The organism is Actinoplanes solisilvae, assembly GCF_003999975.1.
GTDB classification, from domain to species: Bacteria; Actinomycetota; Actinomycetes; order Mycobacteriales; family Micromonosporaceae; genus Actinoplanes; species Actinoplanes solisilvae.
The window spans coordinates 392402-412116 of the sequence record NZ_RJAC01000003.1; the positions used below are offsets into that span (position 1 = coordinate 392402).

The 19715-nt window shown below is 68.6% G+C and carries 14 protein-coding genes; 8 read left to right on the forward strand and 6 right to left on the reverse strand.

The window, feature by feature from the left end:
- Window positions 1–3: 3 nt before the first annotated feature.
- Together EER30_RS12480 and EER30_RS12485 are read right to left on the reverse strand one after the other, a co-directional pair.
- Window positions 4–540 carry a FadR/GntR family transcriptional regulator gene (locus tag EER30_RS12480; RefSeq protein WP_127500552.1) on the reverse strand — a complete coding sequence of 179 codons (537 nt, stop codon included), beginning with the start codon at window positions 538–540 and terminating at the stop codon, window positions 4–6.
- Between the two features lie 702 nt (window positions 541–1242).
- A complete protein-coding gene (locus EER30_RS12485) occupies window positions 1243–2352 on the reverse strand; it encodes a MerR family transcriptional regulator (protein WP_127500553.1) in 1110 nt (369 codons plus the stop codon).
- A gap of 295 nt (window positions 2353–2647) precedes the next feature.
- On the opposite strand from EER30_RS12485, the gene EER30_RS12490 reads away from it, so the two are divergent.
- Window positions 2648–5605 (forward strand): GH92 family glycosyl hydrolase, encoded by a 2958-nt coding sequence (locus EER30_RS12490; RefSeq protein WP_127500554.1) that lies wholly within the window; start codon window positions 2648–2650, stop codon window positions 5603–5605.
- Between the two features lie 225 nt (window positions 5606–5830).
- Here the strand turns inward: EER30_RS12490 and EER30_RS12495 are convergent, their stop codons facing one another.
- On the reverse strand, window positions 5831–6493 hold the full coding sequence (locus EER30_RS12495) for an HAD family hydrolase (protein WP_127500555.1): 663 nt from the start codon (window positions 6491–6493) through the stop codon (window positions 5831–5833).
- 256 nt (window positions 6494–6749) lie between these two features.
- On the opposite strand from EER30_RS12495, the gene EER30_RS12500 reads away from it, so the two are divergent.
- Window positions 6750–7883 carry a glutamate--cysteine ligase gene (locus tag EER30_RS12500; RefSeq protein WP_127500556.1) on the forward strand — a complete coding sequence of 378 codons (1134 nt, stop codon included), beginning with the start codon at window positions 6750–6752 and terminating at the stop codon, window positions 7881–7883.
- Between the two features lie 460 nt (window positions 7884–8343).
- Here the strand turns inward: EER30_RS12500 and EER30_RS12510 are convergent.
- Window positions 8344–9236 (reverse strand): IS5 family transposase gene (locus tag EER30_RS12510; RefSeq protein WP_432417531.1). Its coding sequence is split into 2 segments (ribosomal slippage): window positions 8344–8876 and window positions 8876–9236, totalling 894 coding nucleotides; the frame shifts between segments, so codons are not numbered across the junction.
- Window positions 9237–9521: 285 nt separating this feature from the next.
- Here EER30_RS12510 and EER30_RS12520 point away from each other — a divergent pair.
- From EER30_RS12520 to EER30_RS12540, 5 genes are all read left to right on the forward strand, one after another.
- Entirely contained in the window at window positions 9522–10580 is a 1059-nt protein-coding gene (locus tag EER30_RS12520; RefSeq protein ID WP_127500559.1) for an acyl-CoA dehydrogenase family protein, read from the forward strand.
- A 69-nt stretch (window positions 10581–10649) separates the two neighbouring features.
- Window positions 10650–11468, forward strand: a complete 819-nt coding sequence (locus EER30_RS12525; RefSeq protein ID WP_127500560.1) for a basic amino acid ABC transporter substrate-binding protein — start codon at window positions 10650–10652, stop codon at window positions 11466–11468.
- A 5-nt stretch (window positions 11469–11473) separates the two neighbouring features.
- Window positions 11474–12268, forward strand: coding sequence for an amino acid ABC transporter permease (locus tag EER30_RS12530; RefSeq protein ID WP_127500561.1), 795 nt, complete (start codon window positions 11474–11476; stop codon window positions 12266–12268).
- A gap of 5 nt (window positions 12269–12273) precedes the next feature.
- A complete protein-coding gene (locus EER30_RS12535; protein ID WP_127500562.1) occupies window positions 12274–13050 on the forward strand; it encodes an amino acid ABC transporter ATP-binding protein in 777 nt (258 codons plus the stop codon).
- Window positions 13051–13195: 145 nt separating this feature from the next.
- Window positions 13196–16531, forward strand: coding sequence for a 3-keto-alpha-glucoside-1,2-lyase-like domain-containing protein (locus tag EER30_RS12540; RefSeq protein ID WP_127500563.1), 3336 nt, complete (start codon window positions 13196–13198; stop codon window positions 16529–16531).
- A gap of 360 nt (window positions 16532–16891) precedes the next feature.
- Here EER30_RS12540 and EER30_RS12550 read toward each other — a convergent pair whose 3' ends face one another.
- Window positions 16892–18133 (reverse strand): hypothetical protein, encoded by a 1242-nt coding sequence (locus tag EER30_RS12550; RefSeq protein WP_127500565.1) that lies wholly within the window; start codon window positions 18131–18133, stop codon window positions 16892–16894.
- Window positions 18130–18642: a SigE family RNA polymerase sigma factor gene (locus tag EER30_RS12555; RefSeq protein ID WP_127500566.1), complete on the reverse strand. Its 513-nt coding sequence runs from the start codon at window positions 18640–18642 to the stop codon at window positions 18130–18132. Before EER30_RS12555 ends, EER30_RS12550 begins: the two co-directional genes overlap by 4 nt.
- 343 nt (window positions 18643–18985) lie before the next feature.
- Here EER30_RS12555 and EER30_RS12560 point away from each other — a divergent pair, with 343 nt between their 5' ends.
- Window positions 18986–19663 carry a Crp/Fnr family transcriptional regulator gene (locus tag EER30_RS12560; RefSeq protein ID WP_127500567.1) on the forward strand — a complete coding sequence of 226 codons (678 nt, stop codon included), beginning with the start codon at window positions 18986–18988 and terminating at the stop codon, window positions 19661–19663.
- Window positions 19664–19715: the final 52 nt, after the last annotated feature.

Consider the following 19715-nt stretch of genomic DNA (forward strand, 5'->3'; position numbering starts at 1 on the left):
GCCCTACGCCGCCCGGCGCAGCCATTCCTCCACCCCGGCGATGTGGACCGTCGCCCAGGCACGGGCCAGGTCGGGGCGGCGGGCGGCGATCGCGTCGTGGATGGCCTGGTGTTGTTCGCGGGTCTTGGCGACGGCGCCCTCCTGGGTGAGGCCGCGCCAGATGCGGGCCCGGGTCGTCGGGCCGGAGAGGCCATCGATTATCGAGCAGAGCACGGCGTTGCCCGCCCCGGCCGCGATGAGGCGGTGGGATTCGACGTCGTTGGCGACCAGAGCCTCGACCGTGGGGGCGGCGCTCAGCTCGTCGAGCAGGACGCGCAGCTTGGCGATGTCGGTGGTGGGCATGCGCTCGGCGGCCAGGGCGGTGGCGGCCGGTTCGAGGATGCGGCGGACCTCGAGGAACTGCAGGACCGTGTCGTCGCGGTGGAAGTCGACGACGAAGCTCAGCGCGTCCAGCAGCAGGGCCGGATCGAGGCTGGTCACGTACGTGCCGTCGCCCTGGCGTACGTCCAGGACGTTGATCATCGATAGCGCGCGCCGCATATTCGGCCTCTGCCTGCCGCCGCCCAAGGATGATCACTTTCTTTTCTTGCTGAAAGACCCGATGTCTAGAGAGCTTTCGCTGTGGAGGTCTGTCGTCGGCGGTCCCGGGCCGGGCGTCCCCTTCGCGCAGCCGGTTGCGGAGGGCGGTCGGGGAGGGCGACCGGTCACCGAGGACGCTCGGTCGCGGAGGACGCTCGGTCGCGGAGGACGGCAGGTCACGGCGGCACGACCGGTTGCGGCGGACGGCCGGTTGCGGCGGCTTCACAGGCGGGCCGGGGTCGTGGTCCCGCGTGGTGCCGCGGGTCGCGCTGACAAGTGCGCACGCCAACTAGGACGTCAGGTCCCAACTTCAGCGATTCAGGCCCCCCATCCCCTTGATCAATTCGAGATCCTTGATACAGGCCCCTCGAGCGCTCCCGAGACCCCTACATCAAGGACCAGCCAAACGATCAAGCAAGCGGACAGGCCCAGTTCCTGGATATTGGGTATTGCGGCGAGCCAACCGCTCGCCGTGACCGGCCGCATCACCGCCCTGCCACGACGACGGCCGGTGCGATCAGCCGCGCGAAGCGGATGCCCGCACGAGATCCGGCGGGGATAGACCTTGACCGCGAAAGCTCACTGATCAGAGCGCGTTTCCCGCGATGATCATGGTGAGGACGAACTCGTCGGCGAGGTAGGCGACCGGACTCAACCGTGGCGTCAGGCGATGAGAAGGCGCAGACCGAGTTCGGCGGCCTCCAAGGTCATGACGTCGCGGTTGCGCTCGGCCCACCGGCCCGACTCGAGGTCGTCGCGGAGTTCGCGCACTGCGCGGTCCTCGGCCTCTGCGCCGACCCTCGTCCACACCGACACTGCGCGGCGCACGTGTTCGTCCAGATAGGCCTCGGGTCTGCGCCAATGGGCCTCGAAGAAACCGTCGGCGCAGTCCCACGGGATCGGCACCGGCTCGGTGCGGGCGCCGATCGCCTGGGCGAGGTCGGCCAGCGCCGGCCGGCCGGTGAGGAGCCGGCCGAACTCGGGCAGATAGTCGCTCGTCAGCCAGAATCGGTCGCGCCAGCCGGCGCCCTCGTAGGTGAACACCACCACCCGGCGGGCCACCCGGCGCATCTCGCGCAGCCCGGCGACCGCGTCCGGCCAGTGGTGAACCGTGCTGACCGCCATCGCCGCGTCGAACGACTGGTCCTCGAAAGGCAGGTTCGCCGCCGCGGCCGCCACGCACGGCGCTGACCCCGCAGGACGTTGCGCCCGCATCACCGCCGAGGGCTCGACCGCGGTGACGAGACGGCCCGGAGGTTCGTACGATCCGGTTCCGGCCCCCACGTTCAACACCTTTTCGGCATCACCGAGCGCTTCCCAGATGCGCGCCGCGATCCGTGGTTCGGTGCGCCGCGTCGCGGGATAGGCCGATCCGATCGTGTCGTACAGCTGCGCACCGAACATCTGAAGCTGCTCCTCCGGCGTAGTCCTGATCCCTCTGGCCCGTGCGTGCAATTCCCGGTCGATGGCCGTGACCATCGCCGCCGCGCGATCCCGCTGCTCGACCAGCAACCCGCGAAGCCGGCGCAGATGCGCGACCGCGTCGGTAGCCGGATCGTCGACCAGGTCCGCGATCTCCCGCAGCCCGAACCCCAGCCTTCGATAGGCCAGCACCTCCCGTAGCCGCTCGACGTCCCTGGCGGAATAGGCCCGATGCCCGGCCGAAGTCCGCGCCGACGGCCGCAGCAGCCCGATCTCGTCGTAGTGATGCAGCGTGCGAACAGTGACGGCGGCCAGCCCGGCCACCCGCCCCACAGTCAGGTGTTCCTCCACACCCCGACTATCTGCCATCACGCCACGTGAGGCACAAGCCGCGCGCCGCCCCAACATCACCGACCGGCATGCCGAGGCCGGCGTGACCGGGCGGCGTTGCCGGCTTACGGGACCGAGTCCGGCGTGCTCGGGCGGTGGAGCCGGCTTGTCTCGCGGTGGGCGCGGTGCGGGTCACAGCGGTCACCAGAAGTTGATCTTCAGGATGCTGGGTGGCCTTGTGGTGGACGGCTGCTGGGGGCGGCGGTGGGTGAGAGTAGCGGCGACGAAACCTGTCGATAGCGTGAAGGACTGAGCAATGCCTGAATGGAGTTCTGGACGCGGATGGCGCCGGGCCCTCGTGGTCGCCGGCTGCCTCGTGCCCATGATGGCGTCCGCGGCCAACGCGGCCCCGGCCCTTGCGTCGACGCACGAGCTTTCGGCGGTCGACGCCGTCAATCAGTTCATCGGCACCGAGATGGACACGACGCAGAACAAGAGCAACGACGCGTACGGCAACACGTTCCCGGGCGCGGCGGTGCCCTTCGGCATGGTGCAGCCCAGCCCCACCACGTACAAGGAAGGCAATGCCCTCGTCGGGGAGAAGGGCGGCTACGAGTACACCGCGTCGCTGATCCGCGGCTTCGGCATGACCCGTTACTCGGGCACCGGCTGCACCGGGCGCTTCGGCGGGTATGAGTTCCCCACCATTCCGTACGCGGGGGATCTTGTTGATGGTGTGCTGCCGAGCAACCCGAACGCCGACATCAAAAAGTATTACTTGGGCTTCAGTCATGCCAATGAGGTATCGCAGCCCGGCTACTACGGAGTGAAGCTCGACAACGGCATCGAGGCCGAGCTGACCGCCAGCACCCGCACGGCCGTGAGCCGCTTCGACTTCCCGAAGACGACCGGAGCGCCCGGAGCGCCCGGAGCGGCCGAGCAGGTCGGCAGCTCGACCCTGCTGCTCGACGTCTCGGGACCGAACAACCGCACGTTCGGCAGCGAGGTCACCATCGACCCGAAGACCCGCACGGTCGAGGGCTGGATGTACGGCGTCGACGTCTGCGACAACGGTAACTACTACAAGGCCTACTTCTCCACCCAGTACGACCAGGACTTCGCGTCGTACGGCACCTGGACCGACGACGCGATGACCGCCGGCTCCGCGCACGCGGTCAAGAGCAGCACCGATGTCGGCGTAGACTACCGGCACGACAACGGCGCCTGGGTCACCTTCAAGACCGGCGCGAAGGTCGTCGCGAAGACCGGCTTCAGCTACACCAGCGTCGCCAACGCCGCGCTCAACCGGAATCAAGAGGTCGGCAAGCACGACTTCAACGACATCAAGCACGATGCAAAAAAGGCATGGAAAGACGCGCTCGGCACGATCGACGCGCATGGTGGAACCAACGAGCAGCGCATCAAGCTCTACACCGCGCTGTACCACGCGTTCCTCAACCCGAACGTCCGTGACGACGTCAACGGCGAGTACCGAGGCTTCGACGAGCAGATCCACACGGTCGAAAAGGGCCACCACTTCTACAAGAACATCAACTTCCCGGGCTCGGGCTGGGACGCGTACCGCAGCCAGGTGCAGCTCGTCGCGCTGACCTTCCCGAAGGTCGCGAACGACATCAACCGCTCGATCGTGGCGCTGACCCAGCAGAAGGGTTCGTGGGCGCCGGGTTCGGCCCGCATGCAGGGCGACAACTACCAGGTCATCCTGGCCACGCTCGACGACATGGGCGCGACCGACTACGACCGCGCGGCCGCCCTCGCCTCGATGAAGGCGACCCAGGTGCTGCCGGCCACGAAGACGTCACGCACCGACGGCTACCAGTACTTCGCCACCGGCATGATCGAGAACGCGAAGGGCGACTTCGCCACCTCGCGCGTCCTCGAGTACGCGACCGACGACTTCGCCATCGCGCAGCTCGCCCAGCGTCTCGGGGACAAGCAGGCGTACGACTTCTTCTCGGCCCGCTCGCAGAACTGGATGAACGTCTTCGACCCGCAGACGCAGCACATCCTGCCGCGCTCGCGGAACGGCTTCGACCGCTCGTTCGACCTGCGCGTGCGTGACGACTCCGCCGGTCGCGGCCAGTTCAACCAGTCGACCGGGTATCAGTACGGCTGGAACGTTCCGTTCAACCTCTCGACGCTGATCGCCAAGCGCGGCGGCATCGAGAAGTCCACGGCCGGGCTCGACGTGCTCATGGAGAAGCTCGACGCCGGCGCCTACACCCAGACCGGCAACTACCTGTCCAACCAGCCCGCCTTCGGCACCCCGTGGGTGTACAACTGGCTGCAGGCGCCGTCCAAGGGCGTCGACGTCCTCTACCGCGCCGTCAACGAGATGTACGACACCACGCCCTCGGGCCTGCCCGGCAACGACGACACGGGTGCGCTGAGCGCCTGGTACGTCTTCGCCAACCTCGGCCTCTACCCGGCCGTCCACGGCACCGGTGACCTGGTCATCAGCGCCCCCATGTTCGACAAGATCACGATCGACCCGGTCGGCTCGTCCCGGGAGATCAAGATCAAGGCTTCCGGTACGGCCGGGGGCGCGCGCTACGTGGGCGGTCTTCGCGTCAACGGCCAGAAGCGGAGCGCGTCCTGGATCGACAGCTCGTTCCTGCGCAAGGGCGGCACGCTCGACTTCACGATGACGTCTGCTCCCGGCGCGTGGGGCACCAGCGCCGCCGACGTCCCGCCCTCGTACACCGCCGGCGCCGACGCCCGTAACAACCTCGGCACCACCCCTGACGGTCAGGGCAACCTCGGTTCGCTCGACCTCAGCGACTGGTCGCTCTCGCGTACGTCGCTCGCGGCGGCCGGCATCACGCCCGGCGCGACCGTCCCCGGCACGGCGTTCACCTGGCCCGCCGCCGAGCCCGGCCAGCCCGACAACTGGATCCCGCACGGCCAGCGAGTCGCCGTCACCGACAAGACCGTCGGCGGCACGCTGTCGTTCCTCGGCCTGTCGACCAACGGCCCCGCCGCGGGCACGGCGATCGTCACCTACACCGACGGCACGACCCAGCCGGTGCCGTTCTCGCTGAGCGACTGGGGCGCGAACCCCGCCGCCGGTGAGACCGCCGTGGCCACCCTCGCCGGCCGCAACAACGCGAACGGCACGGCCGGCGGCGGAACGTTCCGCCTCTTCGCCTCCCAGCCGGTGGCACTCGACGCGGCCAGGACGGTCGCCTCGGTCACCCTCCCCGAGTCCACCGACCGCGGCATAATGCACGTCTTCGACGTCGCCGTGAGCTGACCTTCGCCAGACCGGAGGCCGTCGGGAGATCACCTTCCGGCGGCCTCCGCGGCCTCCGGCGGCTTCCAGCGGCTTCCGGAGGCCTCCGGCGGCCTCCGGCTCGTTCAAGTGACGTAGTCGGGGGAGCGGGTGGCTCGCGCCTGCCGCTCGACGTGCAGCGAAATCCGACTCCCGCGAGATCGGTGCCGGCCGACGCCACCGCCGGCCGGTTCTGCCGCAGACGGGTCAGCGGCTGGTGCGGACGGTGTCGAGCAGGGCCGGGAGCTCGCTCATGTGCTCGAAGACGACCGTTGCGGGGCCTTCGAGCCGGTGGGCGGGGGTGAGGCCGCCGGCGAAACCGAGGCAGCGCATCCCGGCCGTTCGCGCTGCCTGGGCGCCGTACTGGCTGTCCTCGACCACGACACACGCCGAGGGTGGCACCCCCATGCGGGCGGCGGCGTGCAGGAACAGGTCGGGGGCGGGCTTGCCGTGAGCGACTTCCGTAGCGCTGAAGATGCGGCCGGCGAAGCGGTCGTAGAGGCCGGTGCGCCCGAGCGTGTGCCTCATCTTCTCGTGGGTGCCGCTGGAGGCCACACAAGTCGGCAGGGTGATCTGGTCGAGTGCCTCCTCGATGCCCTCCACGGCGGTCAGGCCGGAGTCGACCTCTTCGCGGTGTTCGATGTCGAAGCGTTCGCGCCACGTGCCGGCGGCTTCGGCGCCGAGCCGGGCGGCGACGATCTCGCTGATGGAGGTGACCGAGCGGCCGACGAACTGGTCGATCACGTCCTGCGCGGTCAGCGGCCAGCCGAGCCGCGCGCCCAGCGCGACGTTGACCCGGACGGCGATGCGCTCGCTGTCGACCAGCACACCGTCACAGTCGAAGATCACAAGACCCAACGAATCGATCATCGCGAAACGGTAGCCCGGACGAGACGCACCACCGGCGCTGCCTACCCGGCCGGGGCCGAGCGGCCGCCCTAGCCGGCCCTTCAAGGTCGCCTGACCAGGGCCGGGGCCAAATCTCAAGTGAAGACTGTCGATTCCATGGAGCATCGGACCGATCGGAATTGGCGGGTAGGATGGCGATCATGAGCGTTGCGTCCCGGGCCGCGATCGCTCGGGGCGACATGTCCGGCATCTTCTGACAGTCGGTTGGGGCGGGTTCATGCGGATTGATTTCGGCTCGTCGCTGAGATCGCGTCTGGGGATCGAATGGGAGATCGCGTGCGTCGACCGCCGCAGCGGTGAGCTGACCGCGGCTGCCCCCGCCCTGCTCGCCAAGCTCGGCACCAACACCGGCTTCCCTCATGTGACCAGCGAGTTGCTCACCAACACGGTCGAGCTGGTCACCGCGCCCCACGACCGCACCCGTGACGCCGTCGCCGACCTCGCCCGCCTCGTCGAGCGCGTCAGCGCGTACGCGGAACCGATGGGTGTTGATCTTCTCTCGTCGGGGACGCACCCGTTCAGCCAGTGGTTCCAGCAGCAGGTGACGCCGGGCAAGCCGCGCTACGCCACCCTGATCGACCGCACCCGGTGGTGGGGCCGGCAGATGATGATCTGGGGCGTGCACGTGCACGTGGCGGTCGAGGACCGTCGCAAGGTCTTCCCGATCATCGACGGGCTGCTCGGCTACCTGCCCCACTTCCAAGCGCTGAGCGCGTCGAGCCCGTTCTGGTCGGGAGAGAACACGGGGTACGCCTCCAACCGCGCGCTGATGTTCCAGCAGCTCCCGACGGCCGGGTTGCCGCCGCAGTTCACCGAGTGGAGCCAGTACGAGTCGATGGTCGCCGACCTGAAGCACGTCGGTGTCATCGAGGAACTGAACGAGCTGCGCTGGGACATCCGCCCCTCGCCGACGTGGGGCACGATCGAGGTGCGCACGTTCGACGGCATCCCGAACGTGCGCGAGATCGGGGCGATCGCGGCCCTGACCCAGTGCCTGGTCGAATACTTCTCGCGCGAGCTCGACGCCGGGCGCGAGGTGCCACAGATGCAGCCCTGGTTCGTGCGCGAGAACAAGTGGCGCGCCGCCCGCTACGGCATGGACGCGATCATCATTCAGAACGCGGCGGGCGATGAGCGCCTCGTCTCCAAGGACCTCGACCAACTCCTGCCGGTGCTCGAGCCGATCGCCCATGCGCTGGGCTGCACGACCGAGCTGGGGCACGTGCGCGACATCGTCGACCGCGGCGCGAGCTACCAGCGCCAGCTCCGAGTCGCCGCGGACAACGGCGGAAGCCTCAAAGCCGTCGTCTCGTCCCTGGTCCGGGAGCTGCGCGAGGGCCACCCGAACTGAACCGGCGGCCGCCCCGGCCGAGGGGTGGCATCTGCTGACGTGTTGATAGTCGGTAGTGCTCAGTGGTTGGCAATAGTGACGGTGTCAATGGAAAGAATGGGCAGCGGCCACCGGTACCCGTAGGCAGCCGTGCCGCGACGCCACGTGCCAAATCCTAGGCAGACGACAATATGTCTCTTGACTAGTTGCCATGTGGTACGGGAGGCTGCTTTCGTCCCGATGGGCGCGGGCAGGAAGGGGGGCCGTGAGCGATGGTGTGCGTTCCGGTGTCGTCTCTGCGATCTCGGCGGCTGGCCGTGATGTCAACGTTTGTGCAAGGGCGCGTTGCGGGATCGCTTTTCCAAGACCTGCTCGGCATGGGGCGCGGTGACAACCAAGCCGGCTCTGTCCGAGCGCGAATTCGCCTGTGAGGCGTGCGGGCTGGTCATCGACCGGACCGGAACGCCGCGCTAGGGCGTGTCTAGTTGATCTTGGTGAGGTCGTGTAGCCAGATTTTGATGGTGGCGATGTCGATGGTGGCCAGGTACATGAAGGCGCGTTTGTCGTAGCGCGTGGCGACGGCGCGGAACTGTTTCAGTTTGTTGATCGCGCGTTCGATGGTGTTGCGCTGCCGGTATCGCTCTCGGTCGAAGCCGGGTGGGCGCCCGCCGTGGCGGCCACGGTTGAGCCGGTTTTTCTGCTGGTCCTTGCGTTCGGGGATGGTCACGCGGATACCGCGCCGGCGTAGCCCGGCGCGGATCGCGGCCACGGAGTAGCCCTTGTCACCCAGAAGGTGTGCCGGGCGGGTGCGGGGTCGTCCGTGGTGTCGGGGAATGCGGATACCGGCCATGACCGGGTCGAAGCCGATCCGGTCGTGGCGTTGCCCGGCGGTCAGGGCGCGGGAGATGGGCCTGCTGTGCAGGTCGGCAGCCAGGTGCAGCTTGGTGCTGAACCCGCCCCGGGAACGGCCCAGGGCTTTGGGTTCGCTGTCGGGTCCGGCCGCCGTCAGCGTTTTGACTCGTCGGCCGGGCGTTGATGGCGGGCCCCGGCGGCGTGTTGATGAGCGCGTACGACGCTGGAGTCGATACCCAAAGTCCACTCGGGATCGCCCAGATCGGTGTCCAGGCGCAGCTTCTCGGCGATGCGTTGCCAGGTCCCGTCCAGCGCCCACCGCCGTTTGCGCAGGTAAACAGTCTTCCAGTTACCGAAACGGGCAGGCAGGTCCCGCCACGGGATACCGGTGCGTTCCCGGAACAGGATCCCGGAGATGACCGTGCGGTGATCGATCCACCGGCCCCCACGAGGCGGATCGGCGGGCAGCAAGGGTTTGAGAAGTTCCCACTCGGCGTCAGTCAGTTCAAATCGGGCACTCATCGCGACATGATCAACAAGCGGGATGATCCGGATCTTCCCTCAAGATCCACTAGACACGGCCTAGACCCGGCCGCTCTCGCGGTCGAGTACGACAATACTGCCGGGAGTGGCTCGGTGGCAGCACGTGGAGCTGACCGGAAGACCCGTGTATGCGGGCAGGTGGCTGTGAAGCGTGAACCCGGCACGACATCAGTCGGTCAGACCGGGACCGTCCCGCCGCAAGGCAGGACTACCGACCATGTGCTCACCAAAGCACACTGAGAGGTAACGGTTTAGCATGCGAGCGTGGATCGCAGCCTGGGTGAGGCGCTCGCGGGGAATGTCCAGCAGTTCGCCGACCGGGTCCTCCGTCCGGCGGCCCTCGGCACCGACCGCGACGGGGTTCCCCCCTCCACCATCGAAGCGCTGGCCGGCCTGGGCCTGCTCAATCACCTCGCGCCCGCGGAGTACGAAGGCGCCGCCGCTGATCGGGGCACCGATCGCCGGCTGCATGAGATCCTCGCCGGCGCCTGCGCGAACACCTGGCTCGTCTGGGCCCAGCACGCCCCGATGGTCGGCCGAATCGCAGCCGCCGACGGCCCTCCGGGTCGGCTCGCCGAATCCGCCCTGCGTGGCCGCCTGCTGCTCGGGGCGGCGATCAGCGACGTCCGGCACTTTCCCGGCCGCCACATAGCGGCGACCCGCGTGGCCGACGGCTGGATCTTCGACGGCACCGTCAGCTGGGTCAGCGGCTGGGGCCTCAACGAGGCGCTCGGCGTGGCCGCGGTCGACTCCACCACCCGTACGGTGGTGACCGCTCTCGTGCCGGTCGGTGATCGCACCCGCGGCACCCCGCTGCGACTGAGCGCGGTCGCGGGCAGTCACACCGAACGGGTGCGACTCGACCGAGTGCCCGTTCCCGACGAGGACGTCATCGCCGTCCAGGATCTCGGTGAGTGGCAGCGGGCCGACCTCAACTCCACGGTCGACGCCCGGCCGCATCTGTTCGGGCTCGCGGCGACTGTCCTGGGTGAGCTCGCCAGCGAGCGTGCCGCCGCGGCCCGCGCGGTGGCCGACGTCTGGGGCGGCCGTGTCGACCTCCTCCGTGCGCAGGCCTATGCCCTGGCCGATGAGGTCGCCCGCCTCGGCGACGGCGCGCACCGGGTCGACGAGCGGCTCGCCCTGAAGGTCGCCGCCGGTGAGGCGCTCGCCACCCTGACCCGGGCCCTGGTGATCGCTCGTTCCGGCCGGGGCATCTCCGCCGGGGACACCGCCCAGTTCTACGCCCGGTCGGCCCTGTTCTTCATGGTGCAGGGTCAGTCGGTGGACGCCCGCGAGGCACAGCTGAACCGGCTCGCCAAATAATATAGAGCCGAGTGGATTAGCATGTGATCGCCGCGCTGCGGGCGCAGGCTGCGATCCGGGGAGAGACATATGAGAATGACGAATAGACTGGCCGTGCTGGCGGCCGTGACCACGCTGGCGATCGGCGGCGCCGCGGGCTGCGCCAAAGAGGACAAGGGCGGCACCACCGACACCGGCGTGGCCCTGATCAAGTCGGGCTCGCTGACCACCTGCACCCACCTGCCCTACGCGCCGTTCCAGTCGAAGGACTCGTCCGGCAAGGTCGTCGGCTTCGACGTCGCGCTCATCGACCTGGTCGCCACGAAGCTCAGCGTCAAGCAGGAGATCGTGGACACGCCGTTCGAGGGCATCAAGTCGGGCGCCGACCTGAACTCCGGCAAGTGTGACGTGGCCGCGGCCGGCATGACGATCACCGACGAGCGCAAGAAGGTGCTCGACTTCTCCGACCCCTACTTCGACGCCACCCAGGCCCTCGCCACGCAGACCGGCAAAGAGGTCAAGACCCTCGAGGAGCTGGCCGGCAAGCGTCTCGGCGTGCAGGGCGGCACCACCGGTGAGGACTACATCAACACGCAGGTCAAGGAGAAGAGCCTCAAGATCGAGGTGGTCTCCTACAAGGACCTCGCCGCGTTGCAGCAGGCCCTCGCGACCAACCAGGTCGTCGCGGCCGTCAACGACCTGCCGGTCTGGAACGAGTACATCAAGGCCAACCCGGGCAAGGTCGTCGTCGCGGCCGGCTTCGACACCGGTGAGCAGTACGGTTTCGCCGTGAAGAAGGGCAACGCCGAGCTGCTCAAGGCGGTCAACGAGGCCCTCGCGGCGGCCCGCACCGACGGCACGTACGACAAGATCTACGCGGAGTGGATCGGCGCCAAGCCGGCTGCGTGACAAGCGTGAAACTGACTCCTCGCCGCCGGCGACGCCTCGTCCGCGTCGCCGGCTACATCGTTTTCGCCGCGGCGATCCTCGCCGTGGTCGCCGCGGCCGACTGGGGCCGCCTGTCCGACGCGTTCTTCCGCTCCGACGTCGCCGCGAGCATGTTCCCCGAGGCGATCACGATCGCGCTGCGAAACACGATCGTCTACACGTTGCTGGCGTTCGTGTTCGGCCTGACGGTCGGGCTCGGCCTGGCCCTCATGCGGCTGTCGTCGATCCTGCCGTACCGCTGGTTCGCCACGGCGTACATCGAACTGTTCCGCGGCCTGCCCGCCCTGCTCGTGCTCTTCATGGTCGGCTACGGCGTACCGCTGGCCTTCCCCGACCGCGAGATCCCGGGCGGCGTCTACGGTTCGGTCACCGTCGGCCTCGGTCTCACGGCGGCCGCCTACATGGCCGAGACGCTGCGGGCGGGCATCCAGGCCGTCCCCAAGGGCCAGCTCGAAGCAGCCCGTACGCTCGGCATGTCCCACCCGCGGGCGATGGTCTCGATCGTGCTGCCGCAGGCGTTCCGCATCGTGATCCCGCCCCTGACCAACGAGATCATCCTGCTGACCAAGGACACCTCCCTGGTGTACGTCCTCGGCGTGACCACGACGACGATCGAGCTCACCAAGTTCGCCGGCGACACGCTGAACACGCGGGTCAACCCGACCCCGCTGGTGGTGGCCGGTCTGCTCTACCTCGTCATCACGTTGCCGCTGTCGCAGCTCGTACGCGGTCTGGAACGCCGGGCCGGGAGGGAGAAGTGACCGGGATGTCGACCATCGAGATCGGTGCCCTGCACAAGTCGTTCGGCCGGCTGGAGGTGCTGCGCGGCATCGACCTGACCGTCGAGGCGGGCGAGGTCGTCTGCGTCATCGGGCCGTCCGGTTCGGGCAAGTCCACATTGCTGCGTTGCGTGAACCTGCTCGAGGAGCCCAGCGCGGGCTCGATCAGGGTGGCCGGCGTCGAGGTCACCGACCCGGACTGCGACATCGACGCGGTCCGCCGTGGCGTCGGCATGGTGTTCCAGCAGTTCAACCTGTTCGGCCATCTGACCGTACGGGAGAACGTCACCATCGCTCAGCGCCGCGTCCTCAAGCGTGGCCGCGCCGAGGCGAACCGGATCGCGCAGGAGAACCTCGACCGGGTGGGGCTGGCCGACAAGGCCGATTCCTATCCGGCGCAGCTCTCCGGCGGTCAGCAGCAGCGTGTCGCCATCGCCCGCGCCCTCGCGATGGACCCGCAGCTGATGCTCTTCGACGAGCCGACCAGCGCGCTCGACCCCGAGCTGGTCGGCGAGGTCCTCGCGGTCATGCGGGGCCTGGCCGCCGAGGGCATGACGATGCTCGTGGTCACCCACGAGATGGCCTTCGCCCGCGAGGTCGCCTCACGGGTGGTCTTCATGGACGGTGGCGTGATCGTCGAGGCGGGACCGCCCGCGCAGGTCTTCGGCAGCCCGCGCGAGGAGCGTACGCGGGAATTCCTGCACCGCGTGCTGGAACCGACCCGGGTCAGCGAGACCGAGATCGGCGCGCACCTGACGGAGTGACCGCGTGTGCGCCGTCGAAACGGGCGGCGCACACGCGGTAACACAACGTTTACTTTACTTCCGATTGCCTCTAGCGTTTCTACGCATCCCCATGCGTCGATGCCACCCCCAATGCATCGGCGCGGAACCGCGTCTGGAGCGCCGTATGAAGAGATTGGTGCTGCTGTCCGCCGCCGCCCTGGTGGGCGCATTACTCCCCGTCCCCGCCCAAGCCGCCGTACCCCCGCAGATCGCCGGTGTCACGCTGCGCACGTACGACTTGCAGACGAACCGTGACACGATCTGCACGCTCAAGCCCGGCCAGACACCGAACGTCGACAAGCTCATGCCGGTCGTCAACTGGACGACAGCGGCCGACTTCGGCCAGGAGGACCGCTTCCAGTCCGAGGTGATCGGCAACATCAACATCACCACGGCAGGCACGTACGCGTTCCGCCTGACCAGCGATGACGGCTCGCGGCTGCGCATCGACAACAACCTGGTCGTCAACAACGACGGCCTGCACGGCGTCGTGGCCGTCGAGGGCAGCATCAACCTCACGGCCGGCTATCACGCGCTGCTCATCGAGTTCTTCGAGCAGGGCGGCGGCCAGCAGCTCACCCTCGAGTGGCGTCCCCCGGGCGCCTCGGCGTACGCGGTGGTCCCGAACTCGGCGCTGAGCACCGACGACGGCGTCGTGCGCGTGACCGCGCCGGGCCGCAAGGAGTGCGAGGGCGCGGCCGACAGCCCCGGCGACGGCCTGCCGCTGACCGGCGTGCACCCCGGCTACACGCTGACGAACCTGCGCCCGACCGGCTTCCAGCCGCAGGTGTCCGCGATGGACTGGTACCCCGACGGCCGCCTCGCGATCGCGACCTGGGGCGGCAGCGACACCAGCGTGGGCGAGGTCTACGTGCTCAGCGGGGTCACCGGCACCACGTCGCCCAGCCAGGTCACGTACAAGAAGATCGCGACCGGGCTGCGCGAGCCGATGGGTCTGAAGATCGTCGACGGGAAGATCTATGTCTCCCAGAAGCACGAGCTGACCGAGCTCAACGACACCAACGGCGACGGCACGATCGACCAGTACCGGCGGGTCGCCACCTGGCCCTTCGACGGTAACTTCCACGAGTTCGCGTTCGGCCTGCTCTACCAGGACGGCTTCTTCTACCTGAACCTGTCCGTGTCGATCAATCTCGGCGGCGCGACGACCGAACCGCAGGGCTCGCCGAACCGCGGCACCACCCTCAAGATCAACCGTACGACCGGCGCCGTGCAATACCTGGCCGGCGGGCTGCGCACCCCCAACGGCATCGGCTACGGCCCCGAGGGCACCATGTTCGTCACCGACAACCAGGGCGGCTGGCTGCCCGCGTCCAAACTGGTGCAGATCCAGCAGGACCGGTTCTTCGGCCACTACACCAACCCGGACGGCCCGTTCGACTCGCAGCCGGTCACCCAGCCCGTGCTGTGGCTGCCGCAGAACGAGATCGCCAACTCGCCGAGCACCCCGATCATGCTCAACAGCGGCCCGTACGCCGGTCAGATGCTCTTCGGCGACGTCACGTACGGCGGCATCCAGCGCGCGTACCTCGAAAAGATCAACGGCCAGTACCAGGGCGCGGTCTTCCGGCTCACCCAGGGCCTCGAGATGGGTGTGCTGCGGCTCAACCAGGGCCCGGACGGCGCGCTCTACGTCGGCGGGCTCGGCGCGGGCGGCAACTGGGGCCAGGAGGGCAAGCTCACCTACGGCCTGCAGAAGCTGACCCCCAACAGCACCAGCGTCTTCGACATCAAGGCCATGCGGGCGATCGCCGACGGGTTCGAGCTCGAATACACCCAGCCGGTGTCGGCCGCGACCGCCGCCAACTACAAGGCAACCCAGTGGCGGTACGTATCCACGCCGCAGTACGGCGGCCCGAAGGTCGACGAGGAGGCCCTGCAGGTCACGTCGGCCACGCTGTCGTCCGACCGGCTCAAGGTGACCCTCAAGCTGGCCGGGCTCAAGCCGGGACGGGTGGTCCACGTGCGGTCGGCCCGGCCCTTCACCTCGACCTCGGGCAGCTCGCTGTGGAGCACCGAGGCCTGGTACACGCTGAACAGCCTGGCCGACGGCACGACGCTGCGCAGCGACCGGGTCGAGGCCGAGAACTCGGGGCTCAGCGGCAGCGCGGGCGTGGCGACCGACCACACCGGCTACACCGGTTCCGGATTCGTGGCCGGCTACGGCTCGGTCGGTGCGGCGACCACCTTCACGGTGAACGTTCCGTCCGCGGGGTCGTACCCGGTCTCTCTGCGTTTCAGCAACGGGCCGAACCCGTCGGCGGGAGCGAAGACGGTCAGCCTCTATGTCAACGGGACCAAGCTGCGGCAGATCAGCCTGGCCGACACCGGCAACTGGGACACGTGGGCCGACAAGGTCGAGACGGTCACCCTGCGGGCCGGCGGCAACACCATCGCCTACAAAGTGGACACCGGTGACGTCGGGCACGTGAACCTCGACAGCCTGACGGTCGGCGGCACGGCGGCCCCGGTGGCGAAGACCGGCACGATCACCGGCCTCGGCGGCAAGTGCCTCGACGTCGACAATGCCAACACCGCCGACAAATCGAAGATTCAGCTCTGGACCTGCAACAACTCGACCGCGCAGAGCTGGACCCGCGACGGCAACACGCTGCGGGCCCTCGGCAAGTGCCTCGACATCGACAACGGGGGCACCACCGACGGTACGAAAGTGCAGCTTTACACCTGCAACAACAGCGCGGCCCAGGTGTGGCAACCCCAGGCCAACGGGTCGCTGCTGAACCCGCAGTCGGGCAAGGTGCTCGACGTCGCCGGCGGCGCGACCGCGGACGGCACACAGGTACAGATCTGGACGTGGTCCGATGTCGCGCAGCGACGCTGGACCCACAACGGCACCAGCCGAGTCAACCTGTTCAACGGCGGCACCCTGAACGCCTTCCAGAACGGCAGCGGGGGAGCGGTCACCTGGCCGGTCTCGGGCGGGTCGGCCGAGGTGCTCGGCGGCGACATCCGTACCAAGCAGACGTTCGGCGACTTCAAGCTGCACGTCGAGTTCCAGATCCCGACCCTGCCGGCCGACGTGACCGGGCAGCAGCGGGGCAACAGCGGGATCTACCTGCAGGACCGGTACGAACTGCAGGTGCTCGACTCGTTCGGCAAGGCGACCCCGGCCATGGACGACGCCGGCGCGATCTATCTGAAGCGGGCGCCGTCAGTGAACGCCGCGACCGCCCCCGAGACGTGGCAGACGTACGACGTCACGTTCCGGGCGGCCCGCTTCAGCGGCACCACGAAGACCGAGAACGCCCGCGTCACCGTCGTGTGGAACGGGCAGACCGTGCACAACAACATCGAGATCGATGGACCGACGGGTGCGGGCGCGGCTGAGTCGGCCGCCAACCTGCCGATCCGCCTGCAGGACCACGGCGACCCCGGCGCCAACGTCCGCTACCGCAACATTTGGATCGAACCGGCGTAAGCCGAGCGGTTGCCCTGCCCCCTCGTTGTGCGTTAGCGCGGGGCAGGGCAACTTCGCCTCGGCACCGACAAATACCCGCCGTTCAGTCTGGGCGAGGAGCCCGACCATCTCGCCCAGCTTCAGCCCGGACCGCTGGCTGCTGCGGGTCGCCCCCTACGCCGCCCTGATGACCGACGCCCACCCGCCGTTCCGTCTGGACACCGGCGGTGAGGATTCGTCCACGGCCATGATCGCCCACCCAAGCTGATCATGTCCCGGCCGGGGGTGCGGCACGGCGACCGGATCATCAGAGCCGCCCCACCCGGCTGGACCACGGCCGACACCGTAGGCCTGCGGGGTCTGCTCGACCGGACCCGCTGATCAGCTACACGTCCACCGCAGGGGACGGTTGGCGACCGGCTCGGCGTCCGTGGTGTCGGTGGTGTAACCGGCGCCCGACTTACCGTCGGCGCTGAAGGCCGACACCACGTACTCGGTCATGCCCTTGTATTTGGGCAGTTGGACGACCTCTTCGCCGCTGACGACGACGGGGGCGTACCCGTTGGTGGTCCCCAGCACCCACCCGTTGGCCGCGCCGATCGCCGGCGGGAAGAGCTCGATCGGGAGCCGCTCGTATTTCCCGGTGGCGATGCGGTAACGGAACGACTCGAACGAGCGCGAGCCGTCGCCGCCGTCGCGTATGCCGCGCCCGAGGACCACACCGTCGATGATCGACTCGGGCCAGAAGTGGGTGGCCTTCGAGCCGTCCTTGAAGGTGGGCGGCGGCATCAGGCGGCCCGAGCCGTCGGGCAGCCAGAGGTAGCCGGTGCCCTCCTTGCCTGTGCGCTGCACGGTGCCGGCGATCGTGCCGTCCTCGGCGATCGCTCCCGCGTCACCGCCTATGAAGCCCGCCGGGAGCGGCAGTTTGACCGGGGCGGCGGTGAGCGACGGCCAACGGGTGGGGACCCCGCCGAAATGCGGCTCGCCCAGGGTGCCGGCGATGACACCCTTGTCGTTGACGGCGGCCGCGACCGCCCGGCCGCCCTTGAGCCGCGTGGTCGTCTCGGCCGTGGAGGCGTACGCCTGCTGTCGGTCGCCGTCGAAGCTGGTGCCGACGGCGAGGCCGGCCGAGTTGATGTCCTCGAACGACGCGTCGGCGCCCGGCATCGCGGGGCGCGGCTGCAGGACGCCGTCCTTCCACAGCACCGTGTGCACCTTGCGGCCCGGCGGGTAGACGCGGCCGGCGAGGTAGCGGCCGGTCGGGTCGCCCGAGGTGACCAGGGCCTTCGTGATGTCCCCGGTCGGCAGCAGGGCGACCCGGCAGCCGGTGGGTGTCTTGACCGGCTCCGATGATCGACTCGCTACGGGGGTCGCGGCCGGAACCGGAACCGGGGCCGTCTCGCGCATGGCCGACACCGCCGCGGTGCCGCCGCCGGCCGCGATCGCGGTCACCGCGGCCAGCCCGACCCCGGCCGACCAGCGGCGGGCCCGGCGCCGGCGGCGTCCCTCGACCATGGTGCGCGCCACGTCGACGGTCGACGGAGCGGGGGGTTCATCGGGTAGCTGTCGCAGTATCCGCACGATGCGGTCCTCCTCGGTCATGTCGCGGTACTCCTGGGTCATGATCGGTCCGGGACGGTGAGGGCGGTCTGGTCGAACGTCTGACGCAGCCGGTCGAGGCCGTGGGAGCACTGGCTCTTCACGGTCCCCGGCGAGCAGCCGAGAATCTGGGCGACCTCGTTGACCGGCAGGTCGAATAGGTATCGCAGCACCACGACGGCCCGCTGCCGCGGCGGCAACGTCAACAGGGCCGTACGGATCACCGACCGATCCTCGGCCCGGTCGGTCGCGGGCCCGGCCGCCCGCTCGGGCAGCCAGTCGAGCAGCGCGACCTTCCACCAGCCGCGGCGGCGCTCGTCCAGGAAGACCCGGACCAGCATGGTGTGCACGTACGCGTCCAGGTTCTCCACCTGGGTGATCCCCGGCCACCGGCTGTAGAGCTTCGTCAGCGTCTCCTGCACGACGTCATCAGCCGCGTGCGAGTCACCGCAGAACAGATATGCCGCCCGCCGCAGCCCCGCGATCCGGCCCTCCACATAGGCCAGATACTCGCTGTCGGTCCTTCTCGGCATCCGCCGCCCGCCCCCTGTCACCGTCACTGCGTATCCGACGGTATTCCGGGGCGATCGGTTGGGTCGTCGCATACGACATTTCTGACGGACTTCGGGCCAGGTCGAGACCGTTTCCGAAGCGTCTCTGACGGTGCGTGGTCGAAGGCGCCTCTGTGCAGGCGTCCAGGTGATGCGTTGCCGTCCCTACCTGGACGTTTCTAGGTAGATGCTATCTACCTAGATGGAATCTACATAACTCAGAGTGTAGAATGACCGCTGTCGGAAGCGGATCTCCGCGGGTTCCTGCCGACGGGCGCCTGATGCGTCACGTAGTCATGTGGACACTCATCGCTATATTCGGAACGTGAAAGGCCTGACGCGATCGGTGTTCCCCGCCAATCTCCGGCACCGCATGACGGAACTACTGCCGGGAGGCCGAGTCGTTGCCTTCGAGCCGCGCGCCAAGATATTCGGCGAGGGGGATGCCTCCGATCACGTCGCGATTCTGCTCGGCGGCGTCGTCAAGATAACCGTTTCGTCATCGACCGGTCGTGAGGCGCTCCTCGGCCTGCGAGGCAAGGGCGAGATCGTCGGGGAGTTGGCCGCCCTCTACGGCAGCCCGCGATCGGCCACGGTCCGTGCGCTCAACACGGTGTCCGCCCGGCTGGTTCCCGCCTCGATGTTCCGGGAGCGGCTACGAGCCGATCCTGATGCGCTGTTCGCGGTGCTCGAAGCCGTCATCGGGCGACTGCGCGAGTCGGACCGGCGCCGGCTCGAATTCACCGGCTTTGACGTTCTGGAACGGGTTTCGATGCTGCTGGGAGAGCTCGCTTACACACACGGCGTTCCGGCGGACGGCACGACGGTCGCCATCGGCCTGCGCCTGTCGCAGGAGGAGATCGCGGGAGCCACCGGGGCCTCGCGCGAGGCCGTGGCCAAGGCGCTCAAGCTGCTGCGGGACCGGAAGCTGGTGGCCACAGCCCGGCAGCGCATCGTCGTTCTCAACAGGGACGCTTTGATGCCCGAGCCCAACCGGTATTAATCCACAGACGGGCCGACCGCTTCCAGGATAGACACACCTCAGTGTCCGTCCG